Raw genomic sequence first — 14,416 nt, forward strand, 5'->3', positions numbered from 1 at the left:
ACAGATACAAAATTCAATGACGATTATTTTGATATCCGCCTGCTCAAACAGCCGCCCCCGTCGCGATGGCGCGCGCGCGACATTCTTCTGCACGTTGCGCTGCATGGCTCGCATCCCACTGCGGCGATACCCAGCCGCTTAAATTGGCCAGCGTCAGCTCGCCCAGCGCGGCGATCCAGTCGGAACGTTCGTTGAGTGCCGGGATGTAGTGGAATTCGCCGCCGCCGGCGGCAAGGAATGTCTGCTTTCCTTCCATGGCGATTTCTTCCAGCGTTTCCAGGCAGTCGGCGACGAAACCGGGGCATACCACGTCCACGCGTTTCGTCCTGGCACGGCCGAGTGCTTCGAGGGTGGCGGCGGTATAGGGTTTGATCCACTCGGCGCGGCCGAAGCGTGACTGGAAGGTGAGCTGATACTGGGTTTTGGAGAGTCCGAGCGCCTCGGCCAGCAGGCGTGCGGTTTTCTGGCATTCGCAATGGTAGGGGTCGCCTTTGTCCAGCGTGTAGCGCGGCACGCCGTGGAAGCTCATCACCAGCATTTCGGGACGGCCGTTGCGCATCCAGTATTCGTGCACATTGGCAGCCAGCGCCGCGATGTAGCCGGGTTCGTCGTGATAATGGCGGACCGTGCGCAGCGCGGGCTGATTGCGTTTGGTCTCCAGAATTTGATACACGGCATCGAACGCGGTGGCGGTGCTGCTGGCTGCATATTGCGGGTACATCGGCAGTGCCAGGATGCGATCGCAGCCTTGCTCGCTGAGCCGGGTCATGGCGCTGGCCACCGATGGGTTGCCGTAACGCATGGCGTAATCCACCACAAAGGGCGATTTGATGCGTTCGCCCAGCCAGCCCTTGAGCAGCTTGGCCTGTTTCTCGGTGTGAAAGCGTAGCGGCGAACCCTCGCTGGTCCAGATGGCCGCGTATTTTGCAGCGGACTTTTTAGGGCGGGTGGTGAGGATCACGCCATTCAGGATCAGCCACCAGATGGCGCGCGGGATTTCCACCACGCGCGGGTCGGACAGGAATTCCTTCAGGTAGGGTTTGAGCGCCTGCTTGGTCGGGGCATCCGGTGTGCCCAGGTTGATCAGCAGGATGCCGGTTTTGGCAACATTGCCATGGGCATGGGCAGGTTCGGTCAGATAACGCGACATGACGGGTTGGGGCTTCCCAGGTTTTGCAACGTTAACGTCGCCTGTTAATGAAACGACAAGGCGCTGGAGAGCAGCTTGGCGGTGATGTCCACAATCGGAATGATGCGCTCGTAGGCCATGCGGGTGGGGCCGACCACGCCCAGCGTGCCGACGATTTCGCCGTTGACCTTGTAGGGGGCGGTGACCACGCTGCAGCCGTCCAGCGGCGCCACTTCGGATTCGCCGCCGATGAATATCTGCACCCCGTGGGCGCGCTGGCTGATGTCCAGCAGCTGCATCAGCGAGGTTTTTTGTTCGAACATGTCGAACAGTTTGCGCAGCCGCTCCATGTTCGAGGACAGTTCATTGACCTTGAGCAGATTGTGTCCGCCGGACATGACCAGATCGTCGCGGTTGGGTGCGAGCGCCGCGCTGCCGGCAGTGAGTGCCAGATTCATCAGGCCGTTGATGTCCTGATGGAGTTGCTGCAGTTCATCCTGCATCAGGCGGCGCACGTCGGTAAAGGTTTTGCCGGCGTAATTCTGGTTGAGGAAGTTGGCGGCGCGGGTGAGTTCCGACGGGGTGTAGGCGCGGTCGGTGAGCAGGACGCGATTTTGCACTTCGCCTTCCGCGGTGATGATAATGAGCAGGATGCGTTTTTCCGACAGGCTGATGAATTCAAGCTGGCGGAATGCCGTGCTGCGCCGTCCCGGAACCAGCACCACCCCGGCGAAACGGGTCAGGTCGGACAGCAGCTGGGAGGCGTTCGCGGCCAGGCGCTGCGGGTCGTCCGCGTGCAGCTGTTCCTCCAGCTGGCTCATTTCCTTGCTGTTGAGGGGCTGGATGGTGAGCAGGGAATCCACGAAAAAACGATAACCCAGGGCTGTCGGAACACGCCCCGCCGAGGTGTGCGGGCTGGTCACCAGGCCCATGTCCTCGAGATCGGCCATCACGTTGCGGATGGAAGCGGGACTTAAATCCAGCGCGGAATACTTGGACAGCGTGCGTGAACCCACCGGCTGGCCTTCCGCAACATAGCGTTCGACCAGGGTTTTGAGCAGAATTTGGGCGCGTTCAGTGAGCATGATTAGCGATTGTACAAGGGAGCCCCGGATAATTCATCATTTGATCAGATAGATGGTGCGAAAAAACCTGAATTCAATTCTATTTTCACTGTCTCTCTGCGGTTAACTGACATTTTCAGGATTAACGGTTTGAGCGTGCATTACATTAGGCAAGCAAAATCAAAACGGAGTGCTACCATCCTGAATCTGAAATTTGCGCCGCAAGCAGTATTGAAATCCAGCTCCCATTATTGAACGCGATCAACGGAAAATAACCTGTGAACACGCCCACTCAGCCTCCGTCCTCTTCCCAACTACCCGCCACGCAGCCTCATCGACGCCGTTTTCGTGGTGTCCTGATAGTGGCTGTGCTGGCCATCATTGTCGGTTTGCTGGTATGGGGAGCGAAACACAACAGCAGCGCACCGCATGGTGCCGCAGATAAAAAGCGCGGCGCCGGCGGTCCGACACCGGTGACCGCCGCCACGGCCCGTGTGCAGCCGGTTCCGGTATGGCTCAATGCACTCGGTACGGTCACCCCGCGCAGCTATGTGAATGTGATGCCGCGCGTCTCCGGTCTGCTGCAAAGCGTGCATTACCGCGAAGGACAAATGGTCAAGGCCGGGCAATTGCTCGCGCAGATCGATCCGCACCCATTCCAGATCGCCGTGGAGCAGGCACAAGGAGTGGTCATGCGCGACCAGGCGCAGCTCGATGGCGCCAGGCTCGACCTGACCCGCTATCAAACCCTGCAGGCGCAGGATTCGATAGCCCACCAGCAGGTGGATGACCAGAAGGCGCTGGTTGGGCAATACACGGCGACGCTGGCTACCGATCGCGCAGCACTGGACAACGCCAGGCTGCAACTCGGCTATACCCGTATCGTTGCACCGGTCTCCGGCCTGGCCGGATTGCGCCCGGTGGATGCCGGCAACATGGTCAACACCAGCGGCGCCATTGGCGTCAGTGCGCAAACGGCCAGCGGTACCGCCCCTGGCGCCAACACTACTCCTATCGTTACCCTGGCGCAGGTGCAGCCGGTGACGGTGACCTTTGCCATCCCTCAGCAGCAAATCGGTCCAGTGTTGCAACATTTATATGCCGGCAAAGCGCCGTTGGTGGAGGCTTGGGATGCACGCAATAGCCAGCAGCTTGCCACAGGCAAGCTGCTGGCCGCCGACAACCAGATCAGTACCACGACCGGCACGCTCAATCTCAAAGCCGAATTCGCCAACCAGCAATTGACGCTGTATCCCAACCAGTTCGTCAATGTGCGGCTGCGTGTGGCCACCCTCGATAACGCGGTGGTCGTGCCTTCATCCGCGGTAGCGGTGGGGGCGCCCGGTACCTTTGTGTATGTGATCGGCTCAGATAACAAAGTGGCGGTGCGCAAAATCACGCCGGGCGTCAGCGATGCCGGGCTGACCGTGATTACCTCCGGTCTGCAGGCCGGTGAAAAAGTCGTGACCGATGGGCTGGACCGCTTGCGTGCGGGTGCCGCCGTGCGGATCGTGACGGCGCAGACCGGAAGCAATGCAGGCCAGGGCAAGGGCAAGCACGGTGCCGGCCAGCGAGGTGCGGGCCAGGGTAAGGCGCCGTGAGCATGCCGCCGGTTGACGACCCGCTGCAGGGAGCGGCAGAGGCTGAGCGTCCGAGCACGTCGCGCCTGTTTATTCTGCGGCCGATTGCCACGACGCTGCTGATGCTGGCAGTGCTGGTGGCCGGATTTGTCGGCTACCGGCTGTTGCCGCAGGCCGCATTGCCCGAAGTGGATTACCCCACCATCCAGGTCACCACGCTCTATCCCGGCGCCAGCCCGGATGTAATGACCTCCTCGGTCACAGCGCCGCTCGAACGCCAGTTCGGCCAGATGCCGGGTCTGGCGCAGATGTGGTCGGTCAGCTCTGGCGGCGCCTCGGTGATTACTTTGCGCTTCGATTTGTTGCTGCCGCTGGACGTGGCCGAGCAGGAGGTACAGGCATCGATGAATGCTGCCGGCAGTTTTCTGCCCGGCGATCTGCCGTCGCCGCCGGTATATGCCAAGGTCAATCCGGCCGACGCCCCAGTCATCACATTGGGCGTGACCTCGGCCACCCTGCCGCTCACCCAGTTGTATGATCTGGCCGACACGCGTCTGTCGCAAAAACTCTCGCAAGTACCGGGGGTAGGTATGGTCACCCTGTCGGGCGGACACAAGCCGGCGGTGCGCGTCACCGTCAATGCGCGCGCGCTGGCCGCGCTGGGTTTGAGTCTGGACAACATCCGCACCGCAATTACCGGCGCTAACGTCAACACACCGAAAGGCAGCATCGACGGGCCGCAGCGTTCGTTTACCATCGACGCCAACGATCAGTTGCAGTCGCCCGAGGCCTATCGCGAGATGATCATTGCCTATAAGAACGGCGCGCCGGTGCGCCTGGGCGATGTGGCTACGGTGGAAGAGGCGCCCGAAAACGCCTGGCAAGCCGCATGGGTAAATGGCAAGCCGGGGCTGGTGCTGAACGTGCAACGCCAGCCTGGCGCCAATGTGATTCAGGTGGTCGATCGCATTCACGAGCTACTGCCGGATTTGCAAAAAAGCCTGCCCGGGGCCGCGCAACTGACAGTGCTGTCTGACCGCACCGTGACCATACGTGCGGCGATTGCCGACGTGCGATTCGAGTTGCTGCTGGCGGTGGTACTGGTGGTCGCGGTGATTTTCGTTTTCCTGCGCAACGCGCGTGCCACTTTCATACCCGCCACCGCAGTGCCGCTCGCGTTGATCGGTACCTTCGGCGTGATGTATCAGGCGGGCTATTCCATCAACACGCTGACCCTGATGGCGTTGACCATCGCCACCGGTTTTGTGGTGGATGACGCGATTGTGATGATCGAAAACATCGCGCGTTATATCGAAGCCGGCGAACCACCACTGCAGGCCGCTCTCAAGGGTGCGGGCCAGATCGGCTTCACCATCATCTCGCTGACTTTCTCGCTGATTGCTGTCCTGATTCCGCTGCTGTTCATGGGGGATGTGGTAGGGCGGCTGTTCCGCGAATTTGCCGTCACGCTGGCGGTGGCTATCGTGATCTCCGCTGCGGTATCGCTGACTTTCACGCCGATGCTCAGCGCGCGCATGCTGCGCCATATCCCGGAGGAAAAACAGGGACGTTTTTCCCGTGCCAGCGGACGCGCCTTCGAGCGCCTGGCAGACGGCTATTCGCGTGCCCTGGTCTGGGTACTGCGCCATCAGCCGGTGGTGCTGGTGGTGGCGCTGTTCACCCTGCTGGTGACGGTGGTGCTATATGTGGTGATCCCCAAAGGATTTTTCCCGGTGCAGGATACCGGTCTGATACAGGGCACCACGGTGGCTGCACAGGACGTTTCGTTCAGCGCGATGGGGCGGCGCCAGGCGGCGCTGGTGGAAGCGCTGGCGCAAGACCCGGCAGTGCAGAGCATCTCCTCGATTGTCGGCATTGACGGTACCAACACCACCCTCAACAACGGACGCCTGCTGATCAGCCTCAAGCCGCTGAATCAACGTACCGAGCGCGTCGGGACTATCATAGCCGGTTTGCAGCAGCGTGCGGCACAGGTAGGCGGCATCGAGTTATTCATGCAGCCGGTGCAGGATCTGACCATCGACGATCTGGTCAGCCGCTATCCCTACCAGTTCAGCCTCTCCGCCAGCAGTGCCGAACAGCTGGCGCAATCCACGCATAGCCTGATGGAACGATTGCGCGAACTGCCGCAACTGGCCGGCGTGACCAGCGACCTGCAAGACCAGGGCTTACAAGCTTACGTGGATATCGACCGCGATGCGGCCGCGCGCCTCGGCATCACCATGAGCGCCATCGACAGTGCGCTCTACAGCGCCTTCGGCCAGCGCCTGGTATCCACCATCTTCACTCAGTCGGCGCAATATCGTGTCGTGCTGGGTGCCGCCTCCACCGAGTCATCCGGACTGGCCGCATTCAACAATATCTATCTTGCCACCGGCGGCGGACAAACGGTGCCGCTGACGGCGATTGCCCATATCGAGCAGCGCACCACGGCGCTGGCCATCGACCATCTCGGCCAGTTCCCGGCTGCGCTGGTGTCGTTCCAGCCTGCGCCGGGTGTATCTCTGGGTGCTGCGGTGAGCGCGATTCAGGACGCGGCACAGCAGGCCGGCCTGCCGGCTTCGGTAGCGATCAGTTTCCAGGGTGCAGCGGCAGCCTTCCAGGCCGCGTTGTCCAACCAGTTGTGGCTGCTGCTGGCCGCAGTAGGTACGATGTATATCGTGCTGGGCGTGCTGTATGAAAGCTACATCCACCCCATCACCATTCTGTCCACGCTGCCGTCGGCAGGCATTGGTGCCTTGCTGGCGCTGATGTTCAGCGGCCACAACCTGACTGTGATCGCCATCATCGGCATTATTCTGTTGATCGGCATCGTGCAGAAAAACGCCATTCTGATGGTGGATTTTGCCCTTGAGGCGCAACGCCGTCAGGGGCTGAATGCGCCGGACGCGATCCTGCAGGCGGCGCGTTTGCGCTTGCGGCCGATCCTGATGACGACGTTTGCCGCGCTGTTCGGCGCGATACCGCTGGTAGTGGGTGGCGGCATGGGTGCCGAACTGCGCCAGCCGCTGGGCATCACGCTGGTGGGCGGGCTGTTGCTGTCGCAATTGCTGACGTTGTTCACCACGCCGGTGATTTATCTGGCCTTCGACCGGCTGGCGACGCGCTGGGAGAATTGGCGCAGGCGACGTTTTGGTAGTGGCGCAGGCATAGCGCAGAGCGAGAGCGAAGGGTGAATCTCTCCGCTGTCTTTATTCGCCGCCCGGTCGGCACCACGCTGCTGGCATTGGCGGTGCTGCTGGCCGGCATCATTGCGTTCCGTTTGTTACCGGTGGCGCCGCTGCCGCAAGTGGATTTCCCCACCATCATGGTGCAGGCCAACATGGCGGGCGCCAGCCCCGACGTGATGGCGGCCACGGTCGCCACCCCATTGGAGCGCTCGCTGGGACGCATTTCCGGGATTACCCAGATGACCTCGTCGAGTTCGCTCGGCTCTACCCGCGTGATCCTGCAGTTTGCCCTGTCGAAGAATATCAACACCGCAGCACGCGAAGTACAGGCCGCGCTCAACGCCGCGCGTACGCTGTTGCCCACCGGGCTCACCGGCAACCCTACCTATCGCAAGGTGAACCCGGCCGACGCGCCGATCATGATCATCTCGCTCACCTCGGCAAGCCTGACGCGCGGGCAGATGTACGACGCAGCCTCGACGCTGCTGGGGCAGAAGATTTCGCAATTGTCCGGCATCGGCCAGGTGACAGTGGGCGGGTCGGCGTTGCCTTCGGTGCGCGTGGAACTGGATGTCCCGCAACTCAACGGCATGGGCGTGTCGCTGGAGCAGGTGCGTCAGGCAATCGTGACTGCCAATGTGAATGCGCCCAAGGGCGTCGTGGAAAACAATGAGCAACGCTGGCAGATCGGCACCAATGATCAGTTGTCCACGGTGGAACAATATCAACGCGTGATCGTCGCCTATAAAAATGGCGCACCGATCCCGTTGAACCAGGTTGCCAGTGTCTACGAAGGCACGCAAAACGCGCGTAACATGGGCTTGTCCAACGGCGATCCTTCGGTGCAGATTATTATTTTCCGCCAGCCCGGCGCCAATATCATCGATACGGTGGAAGGCGTGAAGGCGGCGCTGCCCGGACTGGAGACGACGATCCCGGCCGCCATCAAGGTGCGCATCATGTCGGACCGCACCGTGACGATTCGCGCTTCCTTGAAAGAAGTCGAGAACACGCTGTTCCTGTCGGTGCTGCTGGTGGTGGGTGTGGTCTGGCTGTTTCTGCGCGACTGGCGCGCCACGCTGATCCCCAGCATTGCCGTGCCGCTGTCGCTGGTCGGCACCTTCGCGGCGATGTGGCTGCTGGATTACAGTCTGGACAATCTGTCGCTGATGGCGTTGATCGTGGCGACCGGCTTTGTTGTCGATGATGCCATTGTGGTGCTGGAAAACATCATGCGCCATGTCGAGGCCGGCATGCGCCCCATGGAAGCATCCTTGCTGGGCGCGCGCGAAATGGGCTTCACCGTGCTGTCGATGAGCCTGTCGCTGGTCGCCGTGTTCATTCCGGTGTTGTTCATGGGTGGCATCATCGGCCGGCTGTTTCACGAATTCGCCGTCACCCTTACTATCGCCATCGCCATTTCGCTGCTGGTGTCGCTGACGGTGACGCCGATGCTGGCAGCGCGCTGGCTGCGTCCGCATGTACCGCCCGCTGAAGGGCAGGCGCTACGCCGCTCGGTACTGGCGCGCGGCTGGGACGCCGTGGTGCGCGGTTACGCGCGCAGCCTGGATGGCGCACTGGCCCACCCCGGGCTGATGCTGCTGGTGTTTTTTGCCACCATCGCACTGAATGTCTATCTGTATGCGATCGTGCCAAAGGGATTGTTTCCGACCCAGGATACCGGCCTGCTGGTGGGCAATGTGCAAGCCGATCAGTCGGTGTCGTTCCAGGATATGAGCGCAAAGCTCACGCGCATTGTCGCCATCGTGCGCAAAAACCCGGGTGTGGAGAACGTCGTGGCGTTTACCGGCGGCGGCTCGACCAATAGCGCCTTCATGTTCATGACGCTCAAGCCCGAAAACCAGCGCGCGGGCGTGATGACCATCATGCAGCAATTGCGCAAGGCTTTGTCGCGTGTCCCCGGCGCACGTGTATCAATGTTTCCCGTGCAGGACATTCGAGCCGGCGGCCGACCCGCAACGGCATTGTATGAATACACCCTGCAGGCCAGCGACCTGGATGCGCTGCGTTTATGGGAACCGAAAGTTCTTGCGGCGTTCCGCGGCATTAGCGGGCTTAGCGATGTCGATACCGATCAGCAAAGCAGCGGGTTGCAACTGAAACTGGTCATCGACCGGGCTGCGGCGGTGCGTTACGGGGTACCGGTGAGCCTGATCGACCAGACGCTGAACGATGCCTTCGGCCAGCGTCTGGTGTCGACTATTTACGCACCGCTGAACCAGTATCGCGTGGTGATGGAAGCCGCGCCCCAATACCAGCAACAGCAGTCGGCGCTGAACGATATCTATGTGATCAGCGCCAGCGGCCAGCGTGTGCCGCTCTCAGCACTGGCCCACTATGAACTCGGCAATACGCCGCTGACCGTCAACCACCAGGGCCTGTTCGCCGCCTCGACCATTTCGTTCAATCTCGACAAGGGCGTATCGCTGTCGCAGGCGCAGGCAAAAATCGACCAGACCATGGCCGAAATCGGCCTGCCCAGCGAAATCCATGGCGGGTTCCAGGGCACTGCGCAGCTCTTCTCCGACACCCTGAAAAACCAGCCGCTGTACCTGATGGCTGCGGTGCTGGCCATCTACATCGTGCTGGGCGTGTTGTACGAAAGCACCATCCACCCGCTGACCATTCTGTCCACCTTGCCGTCTGCCGGTGTGGGTGCGGTGCTGGCCCTGATGCTGGCCGGTTCCGAGTTCAGTATCATTGCGCTGATCGGGGTGTTCCTGCTGATCGGCATTGTCAAGAAAAACGCCATTTTGATGATCGATTTTGCCCTGCAGGCCGAGCGCGAACAGGGCCTGGGGCCGCGCGAGGCAATTCGTCTCGCCGCCACCATGCGCCTGCGTCCGATCCTGATGACGACGCTGGCGGCGCTGTTTACCGCGCTGCCGCTGGCGTTCATTACCGGCAACGGCGCGGAGTTGCGCCAGCCGCTGGGCATCTCGATTGCCGGCGGGCTGATTTTCAGCCAGTTGCTGACCCTCTACACGACGCCGGTGATTTATCTGGAACTCGACCGCCTGCGTCTGTGGAGCCAGAATCGCTGGCAGCGGGTCTTTCCCCGTACCTTACCTACCTGAATGCTGATCATGACTATGCATCCTGCCGATTTTTTTCGCCCAGCCAATCCGCGCCGCCTGGTGCTGGCGACGCTGCTGTGTATTGGTTTGGCCGCGTGCAGCACCACGCCGCCGGAGCCGCCGGTCAAGCTCAACGTGCCGGCAGCCTTTGCCGAAGATCGAGGCTGGATGCCGGCTAATCCGCAGGATGCCGCGCCGCGCAGTGCATGGTGGCAGGTATATAACGACCCGGTGCTCGATCAGTTGGAACAACAGGTAGCGCAAGCCAACCAGAGTCTGCAGGCAGCGCTGGCCGCTTATGATCAGGCCACGGCGCTGACCGCCGTCAGCCGTGCGCAGTTTTACCCGACCGTGGGCGCCAACGCATCAGCCAGCCGCTCGAAAAGCGGCACCATTAACGCATCAGGGCAAAGCAATTCGCAATCGGTGCCAAGCAATATTTATAGCGCAGGGCTGACAGCAAGCTGGGTGCCCGATCTGTGGGGCCAGGTGCGTCAGCAAGTCGCCGCCAGCGAAGCATCGGCGCAGGCCAGCGCCGCCACACTGCAATCCACCCAGCTTTCCCTGCAAGCCACGCTGGCGCAAACCTATCTGCAATTGCGCGTTACCGACGCGCAAATCCGCCTGGCCGGGCAAACCGTAGCGGCTTATCAAAAGGCCTTGCAGCTGACTGAAAACCGCTATCGCGCCGGGGTGGTTTCCGCCGCCGATGTGGCGCTGGCGCGCACCCAGTTGCTGGGCGCCCAGGTGACCTACACCGATCTGGGCGTGACGCGCGCCCAGCAGCAGCATGCGATTGCCGTGCTGGTTGGGGTGCCGCCCAGTCAATTCAATCTGGCGGCAGTGGAGATGAGTCCCGCAGTGCCCGAGATCCCGGCCGGCGTGCCGGCGCAGTTGCTGCAACGCCGCCCCGATCTGGCGGCGGCCGAGCGCAAGGTGGCGCAGGCCAATGCCCAGATCGGCGTGGCGCAGACCGCGTGGTTTCCGTCATTGACGCTGTCGGCTCAGACCGGCAGCCGGGTGTCGCATTGGGCGGATTTGTTCAGCGCGCCGAGCCTGTTCTGGTCGCTTGGCCCCACGCTGGCGGTCACGCTTTTCGACGCCGGTGCACGCAGCGCGCAAGTCGCCAGTGCCGAGGCCGGTTATCGGCAGACGGTCGCCACTTACCGCCAGACCGTGCTCACCGCCTTCCAGCAAGCCGAAGACAATCTGGCCGCGCAACGCATCCTGACCGACGAAGCGGCGTTACAGCGGCAAACTGTGCAAGCCGCCGAAACCTCGCTGCGTTTTGCGGAAAACCAGTACAAGGCCGGTATGGTTCCCTACCTCAACGTGATTACCGCGCAAGCCACCGCCAGCAACGCGCAAAATGCCGAACTCGGCCTGCTTGGCCGCCGCCTCACCGCCAGCGTGCTGCTGATCCAGGCGCTGGGTGGAGGATGGGGTGGCGATACGGCCCCAGCGCTGGGGAGTGCGCCGGTTCGCGGCGAGTGAGGCGCGGGAGTTTCCTCTTCGTGTTAGCATCCGCCGACAACCAAACCATGCTGACAGGGAACACGAATGCACTGGATCGCCCCCTCCGAACGGGACACCGCCACCGATACCCTTGAAAAGCGCCTGTGGAATACCGCCGACCAGTTCCGCGCCAACTCGGGCCTGACTGCGGCGCAGTATTCCGCGCCGGTACTCGGCCTGATCTTCCTACTGTTTGCCGAGACACGTTTTGCGCTGCGGCGCGAACAACTGGAATCTGCAAGTGCATCGTCCCGCCGCGCCACCTCCCGTATTGATGACCCCGCCGCCTACCATGCCGAAAGCGTGATCTTCTTGCCGCAAGCAGCGCGCTTCGAACATCTGCTGAACCTGCCGGAAGGCGCGAATGTCGGGCAAGCCATCAACGACGCGATGACGGAAATCGAAAAGCACAATCCGCAACTGGCGGGCGTGTTGCCGCGCACCTATCAAATCTTCACCAGCACCCTGCTCAAGGAGCTGCTGAAGAAAGTCTCCGAGATTCCCGTCAGCCTCGACTACGATGCCTTTGGGCGCATCTACGAATACTTCCTCGGCGAGTTCGCCCGCACCGAAGGGCAGAAGGGCGGCGAGTTCTACACCCCCAGCTCCATCGTGCGCCTGCTGGTCGAAGTGATCGAGCCGTTCCATGGGCGCATCCTCGACCCCGCCTGCGGCTCCGGCGGCATGTTCGTGCAGAGCGCGCGTTTTGTTTCCGAGCATCAGAAAAATGCTGCCGACGAACTCTTCATCCACGGCGTGGAAAAGACCGACGACACCGGACGCCTGGCGCGCATGAACCTCGCCATTCATGGCCTCGAAGGCGACATCCGCCACGGTGGCCACATCAACAGCTACTACGACGACCCGCACGCAGCCGTCGGCAAATTCGACTTCGTCCTCGCCAACCCGCCGTTCAACGTCAACGCCGTGGACAAGGACAGGCTGACCGCCGACGTGGGCGCAGGCCGCCGCTTCCCCTTCGGCGTGCCGCGCACCGACAATGCCAACATGCTGTGGATACAACTGTTCTATTCCAGCTTGAACGACACAGGCCGCGCCGGATTCGTCATGGCCAACTCCGCCAGCGATGCGCGCAGCAGCGAACAGGAAATCCGCAAGCAGTTGATCGAAGCCCGCGCCGTGGACGTGATGGTCGCCGTCGGCCCCAACCTGTTCTACACCGTCACGCTGCCCTGCACGCTGTGGTTTCTCGACAAAGGCAAGCAGGACACGCCGCGCGCCGACACCATCCTCTTCATCGACGCCCGCCACATCTACCGCCAGATCGACCGCGCGCACCGCGATTGGGCGGATGCGCAGATCGGCTTCATCGCCAACATCGTGCGCCTGTATCGCGGCGAAGCGCCGGACTACACCTTGGGCGGCGCAGAGGCCAAAGCCAAGCTGGTGGAGGTGTTTGGAAAAAAGCCGAGTTATGCCGACATTCCCGGTCTGTGCAAAGCTGCCACGCTCGCAGAAATCGAAGCACAAGGCTGGAGCCTCAACCCCGGCCGCTATGTTGGCGTAGCCGCAGGTGAAGAAGTCAGCGACGAAGACTTCAAGGAAAAACTGGAAACGCTCAACGAGGAACTGGAAGTGCTGAATACCCAGGCGCGCGAACTGGAGCAGGCCATCGCCCTGAATGTGGCGGAGATTCTGGAGGCATGACCAACGTGCCCGGATTTAACACAGTGACAATTGAGGAGGCCACGGAACGCCTCATCGACTATCGGGGAAAAACGCCACCCAAGACTAACTCCGGCGTCCGCCTTGTCACCGCCAAGGTTGTGAAGGGCGGGCAGATTCACGATGAACCGGCAGAGTATATTGCCGCAGATTTCTACGATGAGTGGATGCGGCGTGGTTTGCCTCAGAAGCTCGACGTGCTCCTGACCACCGAAGCCCCGCTCGGGGAAGTTGCGATTCTCCGCGACGATGTGCGGATTGCATTGGCCCAGCGCATCATTCTTCTTCGTGCGAAACCGGGTTTGCTTGACCCCCTCTATCTTTTCTACGCGCTCCAGTCGGATTTCGGTCAGGGCGAACTGAAAGCGCGAGCATCAGGCACAACCGTTCTCGGAATCAAGCAGAGCGAGCTTCGGAAAGTTCGCGTTCCCGTCTTCCCGCTCCCTGTTCAGCAACGCATCGCAGGCATCCTCTCGGCCTACGACGAGTTGATCGAGAACAACCAGCGGCGCATCCGCATACTTGAAGACATGGCGCGAAGCCTCTACCGCGAATGGTTCGTCCGCTTCCGCTACCCCGGCCACGAATCCGTCCCGCTCGTCGATTCACCGCTTGGGCAGATTCCGCAGGGATGGGAGTGTGGTCGGCTTGATGAAGTGCTGGTGCTGCAACGTGGCTTCGATCTGCCCAAGGACAAACGTGAAGATGGAGCTGTGCCAATCATAGCGGCGACTGGAATCAACGGATTCCATAGCGTCGCCAAGGTAAAAGCGCCAGGAGTCGTCACAGGCCGATCCGGCTCTATTGGCACTGTGCTTTATGTGCAAGAAGATTTTTGGCCTCTGAATACGGCGCTTTGGGTTAAGGAATTTCCAAAATCCGAACCATTATTTGCGTATTACTTGCTGTCTTCGTTGGAACTCAAACAATTTAATTCTGGCGCTGCTGTCCCAACCCTCAATCGAAACGATGTGCATGGAGTTCAGGTTGTAATTCCACCTCGTGAACTTCAGCGAAGATTTCAGCTAAATGCTGGGGCGATGCTTAAGCAAGCGGAAATACTCCAACGCCAAACCACCAACCTCCGCCGTACCCGCGACCTGCTGCTGCCGCGCCTGCTGTCGGGGCAGGTCAACATTATAGAAAGCTGAGC

Annotated in this window: 8 protein-coding genes; 6 read left to right on the plus strand and 2 right to left on the minus strand. The window is 61.3% G+C overall.

Going from position 1 to position 14,416, the window contains the following annotated elements; genetic code table 11:
* Positions 1-43: 43 nt before the first annotated feature.
* Positions 44-1,150: a ferrochelatase gene (hemH, locus tag ACFDAU_RS05170; protein WP_413438944.1), complete on the minus strand. Its 1,107-nt coding sequence runs from the start codon at positions 1,148-1,150 to the stop codon at positions 44-46.
* Between the two features lie 44 nt (positions 1,151-1,194).
* Positions 1,195-2,214 carry a heat-inducible transcriptional repressor HrcA gene (gene hrcA, locus ACFDAU_RS05175; RefSeq protein ID WP_413438945.1) on the minus strand — a complete coding sequence of 340 codons (1,020 nt, stop codon included), beginning with the start codon at positions 2,212-2,214 and terminating at the stop codon, positions 1,195-1,197.
* A gap of 257 nt (positions 2,215-2,471) precedes the next feature.
* On the opposite strand from hrcA, the gene ACFDAU_RS05180 reads away from it, so the two are divergent.
* The 6 genes from ACFDAU_RS05180 (at position 2,472) to ACFDAU_RS05205 (ending at position 14,414) form a co-directional block, all read left to right on the plus strand.
* Positions 2,472-3,794 (plus strand): efflux RND transporter periplasmic adaptor subunit, encoded by a 1,323-nt coding sequence (locus ACFDAU_RS05180; RefSeq protein ID WP_413438946.1) that lies wholly within the window; start codon positions 2,472-2,474, stop codon positions 3,792-3,794.
* Positions 3,795-3,796: 2 nt separating this feature from the next.
* Positions 3,797-6,970: an MdtB/MuxB family multidrug efflux RND transporter permease subunit gene (locus ACFDAU_RS05185; protein ID WP_413438947.1), complete on the plus strand. Its 3,174-nt coding sequence runs from the start codon at positions 3,797-3,799 to the stop codon at positions 6,968-6,970.
* On the plus strand, positions 6,967-10,062 hold the full coding sequence (locus ACFDAU_RS05190) for an efflux RND transporter permease subunit (protein WP_413438948.1): 3,096 nt from the start codon (positions 6,967-6,969) through the stop codon (positions 10,060-10,062). The genes ACFDAU_RS05185 and ACFDAU_RS05190 overlap by 4 nt, the downstream gene beginning before the upstream one ends.
* Before the next feature lie 9 nt (positions 10,063-10,071).
* Positions 10,072-11,556, plus strand: a complete 1,485-nt coding sequence (locus tag ACFDAU_RS05195) for an efflux transporter outer membrane subunit (RefSeq protein WP_413438949.1) — start codon at positions 10,072-10,074, stop codon at positions 11,554-11,556.
* A 66-nt stretch (positions 11,557-11,622) separates the two neighbouring features.
* Positions 11,623-13,245, plus strand: a complete 1,623-nt coding sequence (locus ACFDAU_RS05200; protein WP_413438950.1) for a type I restriction-modification system subunit M — start codon at positions 11,623-11,625, stop codon at positions 13,243-13,245.
* Entirely contained in the window at positions 13,242-14,414 is a 1,173-nt protein-coding gene (locus ACFDAU_RS05205) for a restriction endonuclease subunit S (protein ID WP_413438951.1), read from the plus strand. The genes ACFDAU_RS05200 and ACFDAU_RS05205 overlap by 4 nt, the downstream gene beginning before the upstream one ends.
* Positions 14,415-14,416: the final 2 nt, after the last annotated feature.

Origin of the sequence: Sulfuriferula sp. GW1, from assembly GCF_047300855.1 — a bacterium.
In the GTDB taxonomy this organism is placed as follows: Bacteria; Pseudomonadota; Gammaproteobacteria; order Burkholderiales; family Sulfuriferulaceae; genus Sulfuriferula.